Below are 20,202 nucleotides of genomic sequence, written 5' to 3' on the forward strand. Positions count from 1 at the left end.
AGGATGCACCATGCCCAGAAAACTTGCCTTGGCCGCCGCATGCCTACTTCTCGCCGCCGCCGGCTGTTCGGGCGCCGGCTCGACCGGCGGCAGCGGCGGCGACAGCGCCGACAACACCATCACCGCCCTGATGGTCGGCAACCCGCAGATGGAGGACATCCAGAAGCTGACCGCCGACAACTTCACCAAGCAGACCGGGATCACCGTGAAGTTCACGATCCTCCCGGAGAACGAGCTGCGCGACAAAGTCACCCAGGACGTCGCCAACCAGGGCGGGCAGTACGACGTGGCCACCGTGGGTGCCTACGAGGTGCCGATCTGGGCCAAGAACGGCTGGCTGCACGAGCTCTCGACGCAGGCGCAGGCCGACTCGGCGTACGACTCGGCCGATCTCCTCAAGCCGATGGTCGACTCGCTGACCGGCGAGGACGGCAAGATGTACGCGGCGCCGTTCTACGGCGAGTCGTCATTCCTCATGTACAACAAGGATCTCTTCGCGGCCAAGGGCCTGACCATGCCCGAGCACCCGACCTGGGCCCAGGTCGCCGACTTCGCCGCGAAGCTGGACGACAAGGGCAAGGGTGTGGCCGGCATCTGCCTGCGCGGCCTGCCCGGCTGGGGCGAGCTCTTCGCGCCGCTCACGACCGTCGTCAACACCTACGGCGGCACCTGGTTCGAGAAGGACTGGACCCCGAAGGTCAACTCGCCCGAGTTCACCCAGGCCACCCAGTTCTACGTCGACCTGCTCAAGAAGCACGGCCAGTTGGGCGCGCCGCAGTCCGGCTTCACCGAGTGCCTCAACACGTTCGGGCAGGGCAAGGCCGCCATGTGGTACGACGCGACGTCGGCCGCGGGCACGCTGGAGGACGCGAAGGCCAGCAAGGTGGCGGGCAAGGTCGGTTACGTGTACGCCCCGGTGAACAAGACCGAGTACTCGGGATGGCTCTGGACGTGGGCCTGGGCGATGCCCAAGACGACCAAGAAGGCCGACGCCGCCTGGAAGTTCATCTCGTGGGCCACCAGCAAGGACTACGAGCAGCTGGTCGGCAAGCAGCTCGGCTGGTCGCGGGTGCCGTCCGGCAAGCGCACCTCGACGTACTCGATCCCGGAGTACAAGGAGTCGGCCAAGGCGTTCGCCGACATCACGCTCGGCTCGATCGAGCACGCCGACCCGACCAACCCGGGCGTGCAGCCCCGGCCCGCGCTGGGCGTGCAGTTCGTCGGCATCCCCGAGTTCGCCGACCTCGGCACGAAGGTGTCGCAGGAGGTGAGCGCGGCCATCGCCGGCAGCAGCACGGTCGACAAGGCCCTGGCCGACGGGCAGAAGCAGGCCGAAGACGTCGCCAAGAAGTACAAGTAGTGACCACCGTGGTCGCCCGGCCGGACGAGCGGACCCAGCCGCCCGTCCGGCCCACCAAGGGCGGAGCCAAAGACCGCTGGGTACGCCGGGCGCCGCTGCTGCCCGCGCTGATCTTCGCGATCGTCATCACCCAGATCCCGTTCCTCTACACGCTCTACCTCTCCACGCTGAGCTGGAACGCGCTGCGCCCCGGCGACAAGCCGTTCGTCGGGCTGGACAACTACGCCACCGTGCTGACCGACACCCGGCTGCGGTCGGCGCTGGTCAACACCGTTCTGCTCACGGCGGGCGCGGTGATCTTCTCGATGATCCTGGGGCTGCTGCTGGCCCTGCTCCTCGACCGCAAGTTCCTGGGGCGTTCGGTCGTACGCACGTTGCTGATCACGCCGTTCCTGGTGATGCCGATCGCGGCCGCGCTGCTGTGGAAGCACGCGATCTTCAATCCGGCGTACGGCCTGATCAACGGCATCTTCGGTGGTTCGACCGACTGGATCTCGTCGTATCCGAAGGGCGCGGTCATCGCCACCCTGGTCTGGCAGTGGACGCCCTTCATGATGTTGATCCTGCTGGCCGGGCTGCAGTCGCAGTCGCACGAGGTGGTCGAGGCGGCCCGCGTCGACGGCGCCAACGCCTGGCAGATCTTCCGCCGGATGACGCTGCCCCACCTGCGGCAATATCTGGAGCTGGGCGCGCTGCTGGGCTCGATCTACCTGGTCAACACGTTCGACGCGATCTTCAGCATCACCCAGGGCGGTCCCGGCACGGCCACGACCAACCTGCCGTACGAGATCTATCTGACGACCTTCCGCAAGTTCGAGTACGGCGAGGCGTCGGCGGCCGGCGTGATCGTGGTGATCCTGACGATCATCGTGGCGACGTTCGCCCTGCGGGTCATCTCGTCCCTCTTCAAGATGGAGGAGAGCCGGTGAAGCGGCTTTGGGGAGTCGTCGCCTGGATCGCCGGGATCGTGTTCGTCTTTCCGGTCATCTGGATGGTGCTGACCAGCTTCAAGCAGGAGCAGGACGCGGCCAGCAACCCGCCGAGCTGGGTCTTCACCCCGACCCTGGACCAGTACGCACAGGTCTTCGACCGCAACATCACGCCGTTCCTGCTCAACTCGCTGATGGCCAGCGTCTTCTCGACGCTGCTGGTCGTCGCGCTGGCGACACCGGCCGCCTATGCCCTTTCGCTGCGACCGGTGGCAAAGTGGACGGACACGCTGTTCTTCTTCATCAGCACCAAGATGATGCCCGCCGTGGCCGCCCTGCTGCCGCTCTATCTGCTGGTCAAGCACCTCGGCATGCTGGACAACATCTGGACCATGGTCGTCCTCTACACCTCGATGAACCTGCCGCTCGCGGTCTGGATGATGCGGTCCTTCCTGCTGGAGGTGCCGCGCGAGGTGCTCGAGGCCGGCGAGGTGGACGGCGCCGGCCTGCTCACCTCCATCCGGCGGATCATCCTGCCGATCGTCTCGCCCGGCCTGGCCGCGACGGCGCTGATCTGCTTCATCTTCGCCTGGAACGAGTTCTTCCTGGCGGTGAACCTGACCGCGACCAACGCCGGCACCGCGCCGATCTTCCTGGTCGGGTTCATCTCCTCCGAGGGCCTCTTCCTCGCCCGGCTGTGCGCCGCGGCGACGCTGGTCTCGCTGCCGGTGCTGATCGCCGGCTGGCTGGCGCAGAACAAGTTGGTCCGTGGCCTGTCGATGGGAGCCGTCAAGTGAAAGCAGCCGTCGTCGTGACGCCCGGCACGATCGCCGTCGAACAGGTGCCGGACCCGACCCCCGGTCCGGCCGAGGTGGTGGTCAAACCGGCCGCGGTCGGCATCTGCGGCACCGATCTGCACATCATGGACGGTGAGTTCGCGCCCCGTTTCCCGATCGTGCCGGGCCACGAGTTCGCCGGTGAGATCGTCGCGGTCGGGGCCGAGGTGATCGGCTACGCGGTCGGTGACCGGGTGGCCGTCGACCCGTCGCTGTACTGCGGGCACTGCTACTACTGCAAACGCGCCCGGGGCAATCAGTGCGAGAACTGGGGTGCCATCGGGGTGACGGTCAGCGGCGGGGCCGCCGAATATGTCGCCGCCCCGATGGCCAACCTCTTCAAACTGCCGTCGCACCTGGCGGCCGGCGACGCGGCGTTGATCGAGCCGCTGTCCTGCGCGGTCCGCGGCTTCGACGTGCTGCCGCGCGCGATGGCCAGCTCATATCTGATCTACGGGTCGGGGACGATGGGACTGATGATGCTCTCCCTCGCGCTGCGGGCGGGTGCCGAGTCGGTGTCCATGGTGGATCTCAATCCGGCCCGGCTGGAGACGGCCCGGTTGCTCGGCTGCTCGGCCGCGGTCACCTCGGCCGATGAGATCGAGGCGCCGCGCGGGTTCGACGTGGTCATCGACTGTACGGGGGTGGCCGCGGCCATCACCGACGGTCTGGGCCGGGTCGGGCGCGGGGGCACCTTCCTCCAGTTCGGGGTGGCGGCCTACGACGCGCGGGTGGCGATCGAGCCGTACGAGATCTATCGCCGGGAGATCACCATCACCGGGTCGATGGCCGTGCTGCACAGCTTCGACCGGGCCGGTCAGATGCTCGCGGCCGGGGTGCTCGACCCCTCGATCTTCGTGAGTCACCGGTTCCCGCTCGACTCCTACGCCGCCGCTTTGGACCAGTTTCGGGCGGGAGTGGGGCGCAAGATCCTCATAGAACCTTAGGTCAGAGGTGGTTCGTGCCAACCTGGTCCACGGTTGGTGAGTGAACCGCTACGGCCAGTTGTCAAGCGAAGGACTTCAGGATCAAATAGGTCCGTGGGTACGCCCGAGGAGTTACCGCACACCCTCGCTCCCGGTCGCATCGGCGCGGCCGCCATCGCCTACTTCGCGCTCGCCGCGACCGCGCCGATCGCCGTACTGATCCACGTCGTACCCACCGCCTACGCCGAAGGGGGCGGGCCGCTCGTCCCGCTCGGCTTCCTGGCCGCCGGCGTCGTCCTGATCCTGTTCACCGCCGGATACGCGGCCATGGGCCACCGGGCGCCGTTCGCCGGCGCGATGTACACGTACGTCGCCAAGGGACTCGGGCGGCCCGGCGGCACCGCCGCCGCGTGGCTGGCCCTCACCTCGTACCAGGTCGTCCAGCTCGGTCTCTACGGCCTGGCCGGCGCCGCGGCGGCGCCCCTGCTGCGCAGCTGGTTCGACGTCGGGGCGCAGTGGTGGATGGTGGCCGCGGGCTGCTGGCTCGTGGTGACGGTGTGCGGCCCGATCCGGATCGAGGTGAGCAGTGGGCTGATCGCGCTGCTGGTGCTCGTCGAGGGTGTGGTCGTCGTGGGATTCGCCGCGGCCAACGTGATCGATCCGGCCGCCGGTCAGCCCACCGCGGCCTCGATCGTGCCGTCCGGAGTGGACATGCCGGTGCTCGGGCTGCTGCTCGTGGTGGCGACGCTGGCCTTCGCCGGCTTCGAGACCTCGGGGGCGTACGCCGAGGAGGCGATCCGGCCGCGGCGTGACCCCGGGCGCAGCGCCTATCTGACCGTGGCCGTGGTGGCGGTGCTGCTGGCCGGGGCGTCGTGGTCGCTGGCCGCGGCGGCCGGGCCGGACCGGATCGCCGAGCTGGCCCGCGCCCGCGGGCCGGAGCTGCTCTTCGACCTGGCCGCGGCGCGGCTGGCGCCGTGGGCGGTCACGCTGGGCCGGTTGATGCTGCTCACCGGGCTGGTCGCGGCCATGCTGGCGCTGCATCACACCATCGCCCGCTATCTGTTCGCGCTCGGGCGTGAGCGCGTGCTGCCGGCCGGGCTGAGCCGGACGTCGCGGCGCACCTGGGCCCCGCGCACCGCGTCCCTCGTGCAGTCGCTCGTGGCGGGCGTCGCGCTGCTGGCGGCGTACGCCCTGGGGGTCTCGGAAGTTGATCTTTTTGGCCGTCGCCTGCTGGTCGCGGGCGGGCTCGGGGTGCTGACGCTGCTGATCGCGACCTCGGTGGCGGCGCTGCTGCACCTCAACCAGGTGCCGAACGGCGAAGGCGCGTGGAGCCGGTTCGTGGCGCCGGTGCTGTCCACTGTGGCTCTCGGGGTCATCGCCTATCTGGCCCTCGGCCATGTCGAGGAGCTGATCGGGGCGCCGGGCTGGATCGTGCCCGGCGTGATCGGCGCAGTGGTGCTTCTCGGTGTGTCGCACGCGCTGATCCTCCGTCGCCTCCATCCCGTCATATACGCGGGAATCGGGCAGGGTGGTGTGCCGGTCGTGGTGACGGCGCCGCTGGTGCCGCCGCAGCGACCGCATTCCGAACCCGGCGCGCACCGGCCGGAGCGGGTGAACCGCTGATGAGCGCGCCGGGTCCGCTGCGAGAGTTGCGACGGATCCGTGCGCTGGGGATGGACCCCGCCACCGGCCGATATCGGCCCAACGAATCGGAGACCGCCCTGCGGATCGAGAGCGAGCTCGGCGTACGGCTCACCCGGGCCCGACCGGGATGCCGGGCCGACTGGTTCGATCAGCGCGGGCTCTCCTACGACGCCGTGGGACCGTTCGCGGCCCACAGGTTCGACCAGCAATGGGCGCGATTCTCGTTGCAGATCGTGCTGCACCTGAAGAAGGCCGACCTGGTGCCGGTGGACGTCTCACGCTTCACCCCGGACCAGGTGGCCCGCATAGAACGGTTCATCGCGGAGCGCCGACTGGCTCCGCGCGTCTTCATCCTGGGGCGGCGGCAATGGCGGCTCTCATCATGGTCCGGCCGGGCTCGGACTGGCAGTCGACGGGCGGTCTCTTCGAATGGACGCTGGAGTTCCTCATACCGAGGATCGGCGACCCGAAGACGGCCGACTGGCTCCGTATGGTGGTCACGGAGAATCTCGGCAGCCTCTGGATCCCCGACCTCCCCGAGGAGGGCCAGCGGGAGATCTACGCCCTGCTGCGCTCGGGCCTGGTCGCCGCGGCCCAGCAGGAGCTGCCCGACTCGCCGGCCAAGAGGGACGCCCTGGCCCAGCTCCGCGACCTGGTAGCCCTGACCTATTAGGCCGCTTCAAGGTCTCGACGACTGTTGATCTTTGTCGTACGCTGTCGCGGCCGCGCCGCTGTCTTGCCGAGCGCGGGATCAACGGGGAGTTCCACATATGCTTCGTGCTGCCCTGACTTCGGCCGTCCTGGCCGCCTCCACTCTCGTCGCCGTCGGCGTCTCCAGTGCCCCGGCCGCCGCGGACGCCGGCGGCGGGTTCCTGCCGGTCGAGACGGTCAGCGACGTGCTGGTCGACGCGGCCCACCGGCATCTCGTGATCAGCGATGGGAAGACCGGCCAGATCTTCGCCGAGGATTACGTCACCGGTGAGCGGATCTTCCGGTCCGGCCTGCCCGGCGTCGGTGGGCTGGCGCTCTCCGGCGACGGGAAGAAGGTCTACGCGGCGGTCGCCGACGCGCACGCGATCGTCGTGTTCGATGCCGCGACCATGACCGAGACCTCCCGCTATTCGCTGTCCGAGGTGGCGTTTCCCAAGACCTTGGCGATCGCCGGCGACGAGCTCTACTTCGGGTGGGAGAAGGATCCCGCGGTGACGACCGGCGGCGTCTTCGGCGCCGTGAACCTCGCCACCGGGGCCATCCAGCCTCTCTTGTTCCCCTCGCCGGACAGCCGGGGTCATGGAGCGCCGCGGCTCCTCACCGCTGGGGGCAAGCTCGTCGCGGTCGACGTGTCGAGCGACGCCACCACGGCCGGCAACACCTGGGTCTACGACGTCTCGGGCGACACCCCCGTGGAGACCGCGGCCACGACGGCGGCGCCCGGCCCGGTCACCGCCGTCGCCCTCTCCCGGGACGGCCGCGAGATCATCGGGGTCGACGGGAACTGCGGGGCCTTCACGGCCGGCACCGCGAGCCCGGCCAAGCGGACCCCGATCTACGGCGGGCTCTGCGCGGGCGCGGCCCTCGGCGTCCACCCCGGCGACGGGCGGGTCGCGATCGGCCACGGCAGCCAGGACCTGACCATCTTCCCGGCCGGCTCCGAGGTCGCGTCGGACAGGTTCGACCTGAACCTCGACACGCCGCAGCGGCTCGCCTGGGAGCCGGGAGGTCAGCGGCTCTTCGCCATCGGCCGCACCATGCACGGCGACTACACCCGCCACGTGTTCTACGAGCCGGTCACCACGGCGATCTCCCTGCGGGCGGCGCCGACCGCCGTGCCGCGCGACTCCCGGGTCGAGATCTCCGGCCGGCTCGCCGCCTCGGGGCCGCTCGGCGAGACGCTGGCCGACCTCGCGGTGACCCGCACCGACGCGGAATCACCGTCGGGTCGCGCCCTTCCGCAGGTGACCACCAACCCCGACCTGGGGTTCTCCTTCATCGACTACCCGCCGGTCGGTGGCACCGTGACCTACACGGTGTCGTATCGCGGCCACGGGCCGGCCGCCGGATCCTCGGCCAAGGTGTCGATCAACGTGGCCCGCTCGAAGCCCGCTCTCCAGGTCTTCGCGCCGTCGAGCGCCGCCTACGGCTCCACTGTCACCGTGCACGCTCTGCTCGACCAGAACCTGCGCAACAAGATGGTCGCCATCTGGGCCGACCCGGCCGGTTCGGAGCCGCCGCGGCTGCTGCGCAACGCCAAGGTCGACGCCAACGGCATCCTGACCACCTCGGTGAAGCTGACCCGCAACACCGGGCTGGTGGCCAAGTACGCCGGCGACGCTCGCTACACCCCGGTGTCGAGCCCCGTGGCTTACGTCTACACGCGCGTCGCGGTGTCGCTCGCCAACTCGCGCCACTACAAGACCGCGACTCTCGGCGGCGTGCCCACCGCGTACTACCGCAAGACCGTCCACCCGCTGTTCAGCACGGCGATGACGCCGTATCCGGGACGCAAGGCGCGCCTCCAGTTCGAGGTGCTGTGGAAGGGCAAGTGGACGGCGTCGCGGACGGTCGACGTGCCGCTGACCAGCGCCGGCAAGGCGTCGTACGCCCTCACCGGCGCGCACTCCGTGGGGCTGCGCTACCGGGTGCGGGCCGTCTATCTGGCCGGCGCCTCGGGGGACAACGTGAACGCCACGACCTACGGCGCCTACCGCTACTTCACCTTCACGAACTGAAGAACTCCTCGATCTGGGTGAGCGTGATGTGCTCGGGGTCGTCGCCGACGACCTCGGGGAGGCGCTTGGTGGTGACCGGGACGTCGGGGACGTCGGACGGCAGGTCGGGCACGGGCGGGGTCGGTGGCAGCGCCGGCATGGTCAGGGCCTGGCGGATCACCTCGAACATGGCCCGGATCTCGCCCGTGGCCGTACGGGTGGCCAGCTCGGAGCCGTCCTCGACGGGAGCGCGAGCGGGCAGCGCGCAGGTGAAGTTGGCCTGAAGACGGTCGTCGAGGCGGCGGATGTCGGCGCTGGGCCGGGGATGGTCGAGCGGGCCCTCGGCCACGATGCCCAGCTCGCACGCGGACAGGCCGGACTGCCTCCACCAGGAGCGCCAGCGCGGGTCGGCGTCGAGCGTCAGCGCCACGTGGCGCAGGGCGACCACGTATTCGCGTGGAGCCGGGCCACCGGCCGTGGTGGCGCCCAGGTGGGGGTGCAGCCAGGAGTCTCGAGCCGTGCAGATGGTCTGCTCACCCATACCTGCATGGTGACATTCCGGGCGCGTTACGGCTGGGTGGACGACACCGCACGTATGGGCGAAATCGCTCCTTGCGCCGTAGGTCACTAACCGTCGCCCGGATTCATAAGGGGGTGATATAAGTTTTTTCGTGATGCTGACCGTTGACCATCCGCGCTACAAGTGGGTCGCGCTCTCGAACACCACCCTCGGAACCCTGCTGGCGACGATCAACTCGTCGATCGTGCTGATCTCGCTGCCGGCGATCTTCAAGGGCATCGACATCAACCCGCTCGAGCCCGGCAACGTCAGCTATCTGCTGTGGATGTTGATCGGATACATGCTGGTCACCGCGGTGCTGGTGGTCACGCTGGGCCGGCTCGGCGACATGTACGGGCGGGTGCGGATCTACAACGCCGGCTTCGCCATCTTCACCGTCACCTCGATCATCCTGTCGCTCGACCCGTTCAACGGCGGGGGCGGCGCGCTCTGGCTGATCGGCTGGCGCGTGGTGCAGGCGATCGGCGGCGCCATGCTGATGGCCAACTCGGCCGCGATCATCACGGACGCCTTCCCGGCCAAGCAGCGCGGCATGGCGCTCGGCGTCAACATCGTCTCGGCCCTGGCCGGCTCGTTCATCGGCCTGGTGGCGGGTGGCGTGCTGGCCGAGTGGGACTGGCGCTCGGTCTTCTGGGTCAACATCCCGCTCGGTGTGCTCGGCACCGTCTGGGCGTACCGCTCGCTGCACGACACCGGCGTCCGCCGCAAGGCGAAGATCGACTGGTGGGGCAACGCGACCTTCGCGGTCGGCCTCACGGCCGTGCTGGCCGCGATCACGTACGGCATCCAGCCGTACGGCGGGCACACGATGGGCTGGACCAACCCCTGGGTGCTGACCGGCCTGATCGGCGGCGCTCTCGTGCTCGTGGCCTTCGGGCTGATCGAGACCCGGGTGGCCGAGCCGATGTTCCCGCTCGGGCTCTTCCGGAACCTGTCGTTCCTCAGCGGCAACCTGGCCAACCTGCTGGCCAGCATCGCCCGGGGCGGCCTCCAGTTCATGCTGATCATCTGGTTGCAGGGCATCTGGCTGCCGCAGCACGGGTACGACTACGAGTCCACCCCGCTGTGGGCCGGCATCTACCTGGTGCCGCTGACGATCGGCTTCCTCGCCGCGGGACCGCTGGCCGGCGCGCTGTCGGACCGGTTCGGCCCCCGGCCGTTCGCCACCGGCGGCCTGCTGGTGATGGCGGTGTCCTTCGGCGGCCTGCTGCTGTTGCCGAGCAACTTCAACTACGTGGTCTTCGCCATCCTGATCTTCATCAACGGCCTGGGCGGCGGCCTCTTCGCGGCGCCGAACACGTCACTGGTCATGTCGAGCGTCCCGGCCAACATGCGAGGCGCGGCCTCGGGCATGCGGGCGACCTTCCAGAACGCGGGTCAGGTGCTCTCCATCGGCGTCTTCTTCTCGCTGATGGTGGCCGGGCTGGCGTCGTCGCTGCCGAGCACGCTGAACAGCGGCCTGATCGCCCAGGGCGTCCCGGCCGACACGGCGGCCCAGGTGGCGGCCACGCCGCCGGTGGGCACGCTGTTCGCGGCGTTCCTCGGCTACAACCCGATCGGCGAGCTGCTGGGTCAGCAGACGCTGAGCTCGCTTCCGCCCGCGAACGCCGATCGGCTGACCGGCCTGGACTTCTTCCCGCAGCTCATCTCGGGTCCGTTCCACGACGGCCTGGTGATCGTCTTCTGGCTGGCCATCGCCATGTCGGTGATCGGCGCCCTGGCCTCGCTCCTGCGCGGCAAGCCGGCGCCGGCCGACACCTCGTTCGTCACCCACGAGGCGGTGGTGCGGGCCGAGTTCACCGACGCCGAGCTGCTCAACCCGGCGACGGGCGTCGCCGAGCCGAATCCCTGACCCTCAGGCGGTAGCGGCCTCGAGCAGGATCTCGGCCATGCCGCGGGCGACCTTCGGGGCCGTGGCCGGGCGGTCCATCTTGGCGCCGACCGAGGCGCCGTCGTAGAGGACGACCATCTGGGCCGCGAAGGCGGCCGGGTCCTTGACGCCGGCGTCGCGGGCCAGCTCGACGAACAGGCCACGCATCCACGCCCGGGTGGAGTCGGCGACCTCCTGGGCCGGGCCGCCGGGTGTGCCCTCGGCGTTGGCGTTGTAGAAGGCGCAGCCGCGGAAGCCCGGGGTGCCGGCCCGCTCGTCGAGCACCTCGAAGACACCGAGCAGCCGGTCGCGCGGGTTGTCGTACTTCTCCAGGCCCTCGATCAAGCGGGTGCGGCGGATCTCGTGGCGATTTTCCAGGTACGCCCGGACGAGCTCGTCCTTGCTGCCGAAGGTGCTGTAGAGCGAGGCCTTGGCCACGCCGGCCCGCTCGATGACGCGGTCGATGCCGACCGTGTGGATGCCTTCGGCATAGAACAGCTCATCGGCGGCGGCCAGGAGCCGCTCCCGCGCGGTGGGCTTACGTGCGGTGGAGGGTGATGCGGCAGACATGCTGTTGACGATACCAGACAGACCTGTCTACTCTCGTGCCATCAGACAGACCTGTCTGTTCATAGTTTGGTAAGGGATCCGCGAATGACCGCCGTAGCCGAAGCCCCGCCCGCCATCACGCGCAGCCGCCACTTCTCGCGGCCGCTGGCCTTCGCGGCGATCGCCGCGATCTTCCTGACCTTCACCTCGGCGTCGGCCGCGCCGTCCCCGCTCTACGTGGTCTATCAGCACCTCTGGAATTTCTCGGCGACCACGCTCACGGTCGTCTTCGCGATCTACGTGGTCGGCCTCGTCGGCGCGCTGCTCACCCTGGGCGCCCTCTCCGACCACCTGGGCCGCCGGCCGGTGCTGGCCGCCGCCATCGCGCTCGAGGTCGTCTCCCTGATCCTCTTCCTGACCGCCGGTGACGTCGGCGTGCTGGCCGCCGCCCGCTTCCTCCAGGGCATCGCGACCGGCGCCGCCATGACGACGCTCGGCGCGGCCCTGGTCGACCTCAACCCGCCGCACGCCCCCGGCCGGGCCGGCCTGGTCAACGGCATCGTCCCGAGTGCGGGTCTCGCGCTGGGAGCGCTCGGCGCCGGCGCCCTGGTGCAGTACGCCCCCGCGCCCACCCACTTCATCTGGGCCCTGCTGCTGGGCGCGATGGTGGTCGCCGGCCTGGTCGTGCTGCGCATCCCGGAGACGTCGGCCCGCCGCCCCGGCGCCGCGGCTTCGATGACCCCCAAGCTGGGCATCCCGGCCCGGCTCCGCGCCGACGTGCTGGCCCTCGTCCCGATCATCGTGGCGAGCTGGGCGATCGGCGGCCTCTACCTCTCGCTGGGCCCGTCCGTGGCGGCCGGGGTCTTCCACCTGGGCAGCCACCTGATCGGCGGCCTGGTGGTCACGCTCCTGTGCGGCACCGGCGCCGTGACGTCGTACTTCATGCGCCGCCTGCCCACGCCGAGGGTCCTGGCGATCGCCGCCAGCCTGCTGACCGTGGGCGCGGTCGTGGCGGTGGTCGGTGTCGAGCTCGACCAGGTGGTCGTGGCGGCCATCGGCACGGTGATCTCGGGCGTGGGCTTCGGCGCCTCGGCCCTTGCTTCCTTCGGCACGCTGGCCGTTCTGGCCGATCCGCACGAGCGCGGCAAGCTGTTGTCGGTGGCCCTGGTCATCGCGTACATCGCCTTCAGCGTCCCGGCCGTGATCGCCGGCTTCGCCGCCACGTCGGCGGGCCTGCAGACCACCGCCGTCGCGTACGGCATCGTGGTCGCGGTCCTCGGCGCCCTGGCCCTGGCCGCCCAGCACCTGCGCACCCGCCGCGCCGTGGTCGCCTGACACAGCCCGCCCTGACACAGCCCGCCCTGACACAGCCCGCCCTGACACAGCCCGCCCTGACACAGCCCGCCCTGACACAGCCCGCCCTGACACAGCCCGCCCTCCCAGAAGGGGGCCCCCGGCCTACAGGGCAATCCTTGCGGAAATCGCGGACTCGCGCGGACAGCCTGTGGACAACCGGTGATTGTGGAAAACGCGACCTGGCCGCTTCTTTCGTGGTTCCCCGGCGTGGGCAGCCCCTCTTGGGGGCGCCCACGCCGCAGCATATGGGGGCGAACCGGACACGAGAGGCAGGCATGAGAAAACTTCTGGCGGCGGCCACCACCATCGCCTTGGCGGCGACCGGGCTTGCGGCGAGCGGGGCTCGGGCCGATGAGCGCAGCGTTCGGACCGGCTACTCCCGTAGTGCGCCCGCGATCAAGCCGATCAAGTGGACGGCCTGCACCGATGCCACTCTGTCGGCGCGCCGGGCGGAGTGCGGCTTCCTCACCGTGCCGATGGACTACAAGAAGCCGGACGGCGCGACCGTGCAGATCGCGGTCTCGCGGGTCAAGCACACCGTGCCCGCGGCGAAGTATCAGGGCGTCGTTCTCGTCAATCCCGGTGGACCGGGTGGCAAGGGGCGTGGCCTGTCGATTCTCGGGTCCCTGGTGCCGAAGAAGGCCGGCGAGGCGTACGACTGGATCGGCTTCGACCCTCGCGGTGTCGGTGAGAGCAAGCCGTCGCTGAGCTGCGACAGCGACTACGCCGGCTACAACCGGCCGCCCTATGTGCCCACTTCGGCGCAGATCGAGCGGCAGTGGCTCCAGCGGGCCGAGGGATACGCCAAGGACTGCGCCAAGGCCGGTGGGCGTCTTCTCGATCACCTGAAGACGCTCGACACCGTGCGGGACATGGACAGCCTGCGGCAGGCGCTGGGCGAACGGCAGATCAACTTCTACGGCTTCTCGTACGGCACGTATCTGGGCCAGGTCTACGCCACCCGCTATCCGGACCGGGTGCGGCGGATGGTGCTCGACGGCAACGTCAACCCGGCCCGGGTCTGGTACGACTCGAACCTCGACCAGGACCTCGCGTTCGACAAGAACATCAAGGTCTACTTCGCCTGGGTGGCACGCAACGACAAGGTCTACAAGCTCGGCAAGACCGCCCGTGAGGTGCAGAAACGCTTCGATGCCGAGCAGCGCAAGCTCACCGCGAAGCCGGCCGGTGGGGTGCTCGGGCCGTCCGAGCTGACCGACGTCTTCCTGCAGGCGGGCTATTACGTGTTCGGCTGGCCCGAGATCGCCCGCTCGTTCAGCTCCTGGGTGCACAAGCGTGACGCCTCGGGCCTGCGCAAGCTCTACGACGACAACAACCCGCAGACCAAGGGCGGCGACAACGGGTACGCCATCTATCTGGCCACCCAGTGCACCGATGTCGCCTGGCCGCGGAGCTGGTCCAAGTGGACCTCGGACAACTGGGAGGTGCACCGCAAGGCGCCGTTCGAGACGTGGGGCAACGCCTGGTACAACGCGCCCTGCCGGTCGTGGGCGGCCAAGCCCGGCATCCCGGTCACCGTCTCGGGGGAGAGCGTTCCGCCGATCCTGCTGATCAGCGAGACGATGGACGCGGCGACGCCGTTCAGCGGCAGCCTCGAGGTGCGCAAGCGGTTCCCGCGGTCGGTGCTGATCGAGGGCGTCGGCGGCACCACCCACTCGGGTTCGCTGTTCGGCAACAAGTGCGTCGACGAGACCGTGGCCGACTATCTGGCCACCGGTGAGCTTCCCCAGCGCGTCCGGGGTGAGCGGTCGGACAAGCGCTGCAAGCCGATCCCGCCGCCCGCGCCGAGCGCGGTCGCACCGGCGGCGAAGCGCGCGCCGGCGTACGCGGAAAGGCTCGAACTCACCCGCGAACGATGAGATGCGCCACGGCCCCCGCGTTTCCGCGGGGGCCGTGGCCTATGCTCGTGTTTGCGAAGGGGAGTAGCTCCCAATGTCGCGGTCGACATACTGATCTTGGCCCGTGCAGGCAAGGTCCGGCCGCGCGGCCTCATCGAGGCGAGCGAGACCTTCGACCATGGCTGTTTGACGACGGCCGGGTCGAGGTCGCCCTGAGCTTCTTCCGCCCCGGTCGGAGATACCGGGAGCAATTTCTGTGGATGGGTTCCTCACCGCGACGGCGCTGAGTTTCGCGGTCATCTTCGTGGCCGAGCTGGGCGACAAGTCGCAGCTCATGGCCTTGACCTTCGCGACGCGGTTCAAGCCGGTGCCGGTGCTGATCGGCATCACCGTGGCCACCGCCGTGGTGCACGCCGTGTCGGTCGGCATCGGATACGGCCTCGGCGCGACACTGCCGACCGGCTGGATCTCGCTGGTCGCCGGCATCGCCTTCCTCGCCTTCGGCGCCTGGACCCTGCGCGGGGACAAGCTGACCGATGAGGAGAAGACCAAGGCCGAGCGGACGACCAGGTCGGCCATCATCGCCGTCGGAGGCGCCTTCTTCCTGGCCGAGCTGGGCGACAAGACGATGCTGGCCACGATCACGCTGGCCACCCAGCACGGCTGGTTCGGCACCTGGCTGGGCTCGACGGTCGGCATGGTCGCGGCCGACGCGCTGGCCATCCTGGTCGGCCGGATGCTCGGTCGTCATCTGCCCGAGAAGGCCATCAAGTGGGGCGCGGCCGTCCTGTTCGCTATCTTCGGCATCTGGCTGATCGTGGAAGCGATCATCGAGCTGCGATAGGGGATTGGCCGTGCTCCAGTACCGGGCGGAAGTGACCGCCGCCGTGTCCCTCACCACCGGCGGTGGCCTGCGGGCCGAGGGGCTGCGGGTGGACGTGCCGCATCCCGAGGTGACCACGGCCGAGATCGAGGCCCTGCTGGTCCGGTCGCTCGGGCTGCGTGACGTGGAGCGGGTCGAGCTGACCGGGGTGCGCGTGTTCGGCGAGCCGGCCCCGGTGGCCGGCGAGCCCGCGCCCGGGCGGACCCGGTTCGTCGAGCTGAGCCACGTGATCGAGGCCGGCATGGCGACGTATCCGGGCCTGCCCGGCCCGGTCGTCTCCCCACATCTGACCTGGGCCGACTCGCGCTCCCGCTATGCCGAGGGCACCGAGTTCAGCATGGAGCGGATCGACATGGTCGGTCAGACCGGCACCTATCTGGACTCGCCCCGGCACCGCTACGAGGGCGGGACCGACCTGGCCGGCCTGCCCCTGGAGCGCCTGGCCGACCTGCCAGCGGTCGTGGTCCGCACGGCCGGCAGCGGACGGCGGGCGGTCACCGTCGACGACCTGGAGCCGCTGACGGTGGCCGGGCACGCCGTGCTGCTGCACACCGGCGGCGACCGGGCCTGGGGCACCCCGGACTACGCGGTCGGCGCGCCCTATCTGACCGGCGAGGCGGCCGCCCTGCTGGTCGAGCGCGGGGCCGCGCTGGTCGGCATCGACGCGGTGAACATCGACGACGTCAGCGAGGCGGCGGCGGGTGAGCGGCCGGCACACACCGTGCTGCTGGCCGCGAACATCCCGATCGTCGAACACCTCACCGGCCTGGAGAACCTGCCGCCGCACGGCGCCCGGTTCACCGCGGCGCCACCCCGGATCTCCGGTGTCGGCACGTTCCCGGTCCGGGCGTACGCGCAGGTGCCGTTCTTCGAGGCCCACGACCACAACCGTTCGGCGGGCTGGCTGCCTTCATGAGCGACATAGCGCGGGCCGCGGCGCAGTTCCAGCGGGGCGACGCGGCCGGAGCGGCGGCGCTGCTCGGCCCGGTGCTCGCGGCCGAGCCGGACAACGTGCGCGCGCTCGTGCTGATGACGCACACGCAGCTCGCGCTCAAGCAGCCGGAGCTCGCGCACGAGGTGGCCCACCGGGCCGTGGTGACCGCGCCCGAGTCGGCCGAGGCGCTCAGCGCGCTGAGCCGGGCCCTGTCCGGGCTCGAACGGCACGACGAGGCCGTCGCGGTGGCGCAGGCGGCGGCCCGGATCGAGCCGGAGAACGCCTATCGGCACAACCGGGTGGCGTGGGCGCTGCTCGGCGGCGGCAAACGCACGGTCGAGGCCGAGCACGCGGCCCGCCGCGCGGTGGAGCTCGACCCCGAGGAAGCCGACTTCCGGATCACCTACGCCATGGTGATGAAGCAGCTCGACTACACCGACCGGGCCCGGCGGGCGCTGCGCGACGCGCTGTCCCTGGAGCCGGAGAACGCGGTGGCCCAGCACGAGCTGGCCACCCTCGACGTGGTGCACCGCAACCCGTTCGCGCTGGGCCGGCTGGCCCGGGGCGCCAGCGGCCTGGCCGGCGCGCTGCGGGCCGACCCCGGCCAGCAGGCCAGCAAGTTCATGCTCGACGTGGCCCTGCAGCGGTTCCTGGTCTACACGGCGATCGTGCTGGCCCTGCTGGCGTACGTCGGGTGGCGGGTGCTGGATTTCTCGGTGCCGGGAGCGCGGTTGCTCGCGGCCGCGGCGGCGCTGGCCCCGGTCGGCGTGGCGGCGTACTTCGTCATGCGCCTCGATCGCGGTCTCCGGGCGTACCTCGTCAATGTCCTGACCTTTGGCCGTCAGCGCGTGGCGGCGGTGCTGGCCGTGGTGAGCATCGTGCTGCTGCTGACGGCGACCGTCGCGCCCCGCGACTGGATGGGGTGGCTGCTGGGGCTGGCCGCGGCGGGTGGGTTCGCGGCCCGGCTGCTGACCGTCTCGGCGTCGAACGCGCATGTGCGCTCGGCCGGCATCGCGGTGCCGCGCGGGCTCAGCGGACCGGCGCTGTGGATCATCATGGTGGGCTGCGCCGTGATCGGCACGCTGTGCCTGATCGAGGCGAGCGACCTGGTGCTGCTCGGCATCGGGCTGGGACTGTACGCGTGTGCGGCGCTCGCCCTCGCCACAATCGTCAGGCGAAAGCGAAAAGTCTCATCGGCGAGCTGAATCTGCCGATTATCACCATGTGACCCCCGACCTCCAGCGTGCGGCACCCACTGAGGTGGGAGTGGCGCGCGCGGCCATGCTCTTCGAGCAGCTCGACCTCGAGCAGGCGGTGAGTGTCCTCAAGCCGGTGCTGACGGCCGAGCCCGGCGCGATCGAGGGCTGGATTCTCCTGGCCCGGCTGCGGCTGGCCATGGACGAGGCCGGAGAGGCCCTCGACGCGGCCGACCACGGGATCAGCCTCAACCCGGGCGAACCCCGGCCGCTCGCGCTGGCCAGCCGGGCGCTGACCCTGCTGGGGCGGCACGAGGAAGCGGTCACCATGGCCTATCGGGCGGTCATCGCCGATCCGCGCAACCCGCTCTGGCACGACCGGGTCGCCTGGGCCCTGCTCTCGGCCGAGCGGCACACCGCCGACGCCGAGCAGGCCGCCCGCACGGCCATCGGGCTCGACCCGAACGAGGCGCACTACTACTACACGCACGGCGTCGCCCTGGAGCGGATGGGCCACCTCGACCAGGCCCGGCAGGCGCTGCTGATCTCGCTGCGCATGGAACCGGAGAACCCGGTCGCCCAGCACCGCCTGGCGGTGCTCAACGGCGAGGCCGAGCGCGAGACCACTGTCAAGAAGAAGGGCTGGCGCCTCTTCAAGGGCAAGGGCTGATCAGCGCGTGTAGGCGAACAGGTCGAGGTCGCGCACCGACGCCGGCTCGGTGGCCTGGACCTTCAGCGTGTTGTCGGCGCCGAACAGCGACAGCTTGGTGACGTCGCCGTCGCGGGTGCGCACCAGCAGGTTGCCGTCGGCGTCGAAGACCGCGCCGACGATGCTGCCGGAGACCGGCAGCCGCACCAGGTCGCCGGTGGCGGTGTCGACGATCGCGTCGGCGGCGTCCGTGCCGGCCGCGTCCTCGCCGGTGGTCTGCAACGGGACGGTCACCCGCTCGCCGGTGGCGTCGACGCTGGTCGGCTTGCAGGCGGCCAGGCCGTCCGGGTTGTCGGCGGTCTGCGTGTCGCCCAGCACCGGCACCGCCGTGACCGACTGGTCCTGGGTGCCGGCTATCCCCAGGCCGCAGTGCGAGGTGGCGTACACCAGCTTGCTGCCGTCGCCCGACCAGCGGAAATGCTGCCCCTCGGTGAGGCCCTCGGGCAGCGGGGTGATCTCGCCGGAGGCGAGGTCGAGTACGGCCGGGGCGTCGACCGCGACCAGGAGCCGGTCGCCGGTCGGCGACCACGCCGGCGCCTGGTCGGGAGAGGTCACGCCGGTGGCGACCTGCTCCGGTGTGCCGCCGGAGGTGGCCGGGCCGACCATCAGGGCGCCGTTCTCCTCGTACGCCACGCGGGTGCCGTCGGGCGAGACGCCGACGGCCGAGGTGGTGTCGCGCAGCACCGTCTGGGTCTCGCCGTCGGCCGGTGACAGCTTCACCACCGTGCCGCCCTCGCGGTAGAAGGCGTGCCCGGGCAGGTCGGTGATGGTCCGTGAGAGTGGCGTGGCCGGCGTCGCGCTGGTCTGCGGCCGGCTGCCGCGATGCGGCGGGCGGACCTCGTCGGCCCTGGTCGAGGTGGCCATCGACGGCACCGGGCGGGGTGGCTCCATGGTCGCCGACCACGACGGGCCGACCGTGGCCGACCGGGCGGCGGCGGGCGCGGCCGTCGACGAGGAGCCGTCGTCGTCCGCGCCGCGCGGCAGCTGCCAGAGTCCGCTGCCCAGCGCGGCCAGCACCAGGACGGCGGCGGTGGTGCCGACCGCGGCCTCGCGGCGCCCGATGCGGCGGGACCGGTGCACCGCGCGGTCGTACATGTCGGTGGGCTCGGCGATGTCGGCCAGGTCGCGCAGCGACGCCCGGAGCTGATCGTGGTCGCCGGCGCTCATCGGCCCGGCTCCGGGAGCATCCGCGCGTCCGGCATCAGCGCGCGCAACTTGTCGAGGGCGCGCGCGGTCTGCGTCTTCACCGTGCTGACCGAGACGCCGAGCATCTGGGCCGCCTCGACCTCGGTGTGGTCCTCGAAGAAGCGCAGCACGATCACGGCCCGCTGCTTGGCGGTGAGCGTGAGCAGGGCCCGGCGCAGCATGAGCCGCTCGACCGCCGCCTCGGCCGGGTCGTCGGCGCCGCGGCGCTGATCGGGCTCGAAGTCGGACGGGAAGACCTCGGCGACCTTCGGCCGCCGCCAGAAGGACACCTGTGCGTGGTACATGACCTTCCGGCAGTACGCCTCGGCGTGCTCCGGACGCTCCAGACGTGCCCAGGCGCGATGGGTACGAGCGAGCGCTTCCTGCACCAGATCCTCGGCTAAGTGTTGATCCCCGGTCAAAAGGTACGCGGAACGCAGAAGCGCATGAGAACGGGCGCGCACGAAATGCGCGTAGTCGGCCTCACGGGCGTCCATCCGAGGGTGTCCGTTCGGGGAGACGAGGGAGACGTGAGCGTACCGAGGCGATTCAACAACCGCGCTCTCGGTCGTCACGTCTTCCCCTCTTCCCCTGCACCGCTCGATGCCTCCCCGTGTGGGCACCGTTCGGCGCTTATGAGGACGCGTTCCGGTCGATGCCCGGACGACAGCCGTTCGA

At 70.5% G+C, this 20,202-nt stretch carries 18 protein-coding genes; 14 read left to right on the forward strand and 4 right to left on the reverse strand.

The window, feature by feature from the left end; all coding sequences use genetic code 11:
- The first annotated feature begins 10 nt into the window (after window positions 1–10).
- The 7 genes from ACQP2X_RS02195 (at window position 11) to ACQP2X_RS02225 (ending at window position 8,424) form a co-directional block, all read left to right on the forward strand.
- Window positions 11–1,360 carry an ABC transporter substrate-binding protein gene (locus tag ACQP2X_RS02195; protein ID WP_498694004.1) on the forward strand — a complete coding sequence of 450 codons (1,350 nt, stop codon included), beginning with the start codon at window positions 11–13 and terminating at the stop codon, window positions 1,358–1,360.
- Window positions 1,360–2,289 carry a carbohydrate ABC transporter permease gene (locus tag ACQP2X_RS02200; RefSeq protein ID WP_498694005.1) on the forward strand — a complete coding sequence of 310 codons (930 nt, stop codon included), beginning with the start codon at window positions 1,360–1,362 and terminating at the stop codon, window positions 2,287–2,289. Before ACQP2X_RS02195 ends, ACQP2X_RS02200 begins: the two co-directional genes overlap by 1 nt.
- A complete protein-coding gene (locus ACQP2X_RS02205; protein ID WP_498694006.1) occupies window positions 2,286–3,086 on the forward strand; it encodes a carbohydrate ABC transporter permease in 801 nt (266 codons plus the stop codon). The genes ACQP2X_RS02200 and ACQP2X_RS02205 overlap by 4 nt, the downstream gene beginning before the upstream one ends.
- Window positions 3,083–4,072: a zinc-dependent alcohol dehydrogenase family protein gene (locus ACQP2X_RS02210; RefSeq protein ID WP_498694007.1), complete on the forward strand. Its 990-nt coding sequence runs from the start codon at window positions 3,083–3,085 to the stop codon at window positions 4,070–4,072. Before ACQP2X_RS02205 ends, ACQP2X_RS02210 begins: the two co-directional genes overlap by 4 nt.
- 93 nt (window positions 4,073–4,165) lie before the next feature.
- On the forward strand, window positions 4,166–5,674 hold the full coding sequence (locus ACQP2X_RS02215; RefSeq protein ID WP_498694008.1) for an APC family permease: 1,509 nt from the start codon (window positions 4,166–4,168) through the stop codon (window positions 5,672–5,674).
- 388 nt (window positions 5,675–6,062) lie between these two features.
- Window positions 6,063–6,368: a hypothetical protein gene (locus ACQP2X_RS02220; RefSeq protein WP_097329131.1), complete on the forward strand. Its 306-nt coding sequence runs from the start codon at window positions 6,063–6,065 to the stop codon at window positions 6,366–6,368.
- Between the two features lie 97 nt (window positions 6,369–6,465).
- On the forward strand, window positions 6,466–8,424 hold the full coding sequence (locus tag ACQP2X_RS02225; RefSeq protein WP_498694009.1) for a hypothetical protein: 1,959 nt from the start codon (window positions 6,466–6,468) through the stop codon (window positions 8,422–8,424).
- Here ACQP2X_RS02225 and ACQP2X_RS02230 read toward each other — a convergent pair.
- A complete protein-coding gene (locus ACQP2X_RS02230; protein WP_498694011.1) occupies window positions 8,414–8,944 on the reverse strand; it encodes a hypothetical protein in 531 nt (176 codons plus the stop codon). The genes ACQP2X_RS02225 and ACQP2X_RS02230 overlap by 11 nt on opposite strands.
- Window positions 8,945–9,077: 133 nt before the next feature.
- On the opposite strand from ACQP2X_RS02230, the gene ACQP2X_RS02235 reads away from it, so the two are divergent.
- Window positions 9,078–10,835, forward strand: coding sequence for an MFS transporter (locus ACQP2X_RS02235; RefSeq protein ID WP_498694012.1), 1,758 nt, complete (start codon window positions 9,078–9,080; stop codon window positions 10,833–10,835).
- Between the two features lie 3 nt (window positions 10,836–10,838).
- Here the strand turns inward: ACQP2X_RS02235 and ACQP2X_RS02240 are convergent, their stop codons facing one another.
- The gene (locus ACQP2X_RS02240) at window positions 10,839–11,423 is read right to left on the reverse strand and encodes a TetR/AcrR family transcriptional regulator (protein ID WP_498694013.1); all 585 of its coding nucleotides are present in this window, start codon (window positions 11,421–11,423) and stop codon (window positions 10,839–10,841) included.
- 84 nt (window positions 11,424–11,507) lie between these two features.
- Here ACQP2X_RS02240 and ACQP2X_RS02245 point away from each other — a divergent pair, with 84 nt between their 5' ends.
- From ACQP2X_RS02245 to ACQP2X_RS02270, 6 genes are all read left to right on the forward strand, one after another.
- The gene (locus ACQP2X_RS02245; protein WP_498694014.1) at window positions 11,508–12,737 is read left to right on the forward strand and encodes an MFS transporter; all 1,230 of its coding nucleotides are present in this window, start codon (window positions 11,508–11,510) and stop codon (window positions 12,735–12,737) included.
- Window positions 12,738–13,033: 296 nt separating this feature from the next.
- Window positions 13,034–14,638, forward strand: a complete 1,605-nt coding sequence (locus tag ACQP2X_RS02250; protein ID WP_498694015.1) for an alpha/beta hydrolase — start codon at window positions 13,034–13,036, stop codon at window positions 14,636–14,638.
- Between the two features lie 235 nt (window positions 14,639–14,873).
- A complete protein-coding gene (locus ACQP2X_RS02255; protein ID WP_498694016.1) occupies window positions 14,874–15,461 on the forward strand; it encodes a TMEM165/GDT1 family protein in 588 nt (195 codons plus the stop codon).
- Between the two features lie 10 nt (window positions 15,462–15,471).
- On the forward strand, window positions 15,472–16,416 hold the full coding sequence (locus ACQP2X_RS02260) for a cyclase family protein (RefSeq protein ID WP_498694017.1): 945 nt from the start codon (window positions 15,472–15,474) through the stop codon (window positions 16,414–16,416).
- Entirely contained in the window at window positions 16,413–17,639 is a 1,227-nt protein-coding gene (locus ACQP2X_RS02265; RefSeq protein ID WP_498694018.1) for a tetratricopeptide repeat protein, read from the forward strand. The genes ACQP2X_RS02260 and ACQP2X_RS02265 overlap by 4 nt, the downstream gene beginning before the upstream one ends.
- Before the next feature lie 19 nt (window positions 17,640–17,658).
- Window positions 17,659–18,300, forward strand: coding sequence for a tetratricopeptide repeat protein (locus tag ACQP2X_RS02270; RefSeq protein ID WP_498694019.1), 642 nt, complete (start codon window positions 17,659–17,661; stop codon window positions 18,298–18,300).
- Here the strand turns inward: ACQP2X_RS02270 and ACQP2X_RS02275 are convergent, their stop codons facing one another.
- Complete coding sequence (locus ACQP2X_RS02275) at window positions 18,301–19,506, reverse strand: TolB family protein (protein WP_498694021.1); 1,206 nt, start codon at window positions 19,504–19,506, stop codon at window positions 18,301–18,303.
- The gene (locus ACQP2X_RS02280; protein WP_498694023.1) at window positions 19,503–20,021 is read right to left on the reverse strand and encodes a SigE family RNA polymerase sigma factor; all 519 of its coding nucleotides are present in this window, start codon (window positions 20,019–20,021) and stop codon (window positions 19,503–19,505) included. The genes ACQP2X_RS02275 and ACQP2X_RS02280 overlap by 4 nt, the downstream gene beginning before the upstream one ends.
- Window positions 20,022–20,202 lie beyond the last annotated feature (181 nt).

The organism is Actinoplanes sp. CA-131856 (assembly GCF_050956135.1).
Lineage (GTDB): Bacteria > Actinomycetota > Actinomycetes > Mycobacteriales > Micromonosporaceae > Actinoplanes.

Excerpts from the sequence above, each read along its gene's own strand:
- ACQP2X_RS02275 (WP_498694021.1), bottom strand. The coding sequence starts at position 19,506 with ATGAGCGCCGGCGACCACGATCAGCTCCGGGCGTCGCTGCGCGACCTG.
- ACQP2X_RS02240 (WP_498694013.1), bottom strand. The coding sequence starts at position 11,423 with ATGTCTGCCGCATCACCCTCCACCGCACGTAAGCCCACCGCGCGGGAG.
- ACQP2X_RS02250 (WP_498694015.1), top strand. The coding sequence starts at position 13,034 with ATGAGAAAACTTCTGGCGGCGGCCACCACCATCGCCTTGGCGGCGACC.
- ACQP2X_RS02265 (WP_498694018.1), top strand. The coding sequence starts at position 16,413 with ATGAGCGACATAGCGCGGGCCGCGGCGCAGTTCCAGCGGGGCGACGCG.
- ACQP2X_RS02230 (WP_498694011.1), bottom strand. The coding sequence starts at position 8,944 with ATGGGTGAGCAGACCATCTGCACGGCTCGAGACTCCTGGCTGCACCCC.
- ACQP2X_RS02195 (WP_498694004.1), top strand. The coding sequence starts at position 11 with ATGCCCAGAAAACTTGCCTTGGCCGCCGCATGCCTACTTCTCGCCGCC.
- ACQP2X_RS02225 (WP_498694009.1), top strand. The coding sequence starts at position 6,466 with ATGCTTCGTGCTGCCCTGACTTCGGCCGTCCTGGCCGCCTCCACTCTC.
- ACQP2X_RS02280 (WP_498694023.1), bottom strand. The coding sequence starts at position 20,021 with ATGGACGCCCGTGAGGCCGACTACGCGCATTTCGTGCGCGCCCGTTCT.
- ACQP2X_RS02245 (WP_498694014.1), top strand. The coding sequence starts at position 11,508 with ATGACCGCCGTAGCCGAAGCCCCGCCCGCCATCACGCGCAGCCGCCAC.
- ACQP2X_RS02235 (WP_498694012.1), top strand. The coding sequence starts at position 9,078 with ATGCTGACCGTTGACCATCCGCGCTACAAGTGGGTCGCGCTCTCGAAC.
- ACQP2X_RS02220 (WP_097329131.1), top strand. The coding sequence starts at position 6,063 with ATGGCGGCTCTCATCATGGTCCGGCCGGGCTCGGACTGGCAGTCGACG.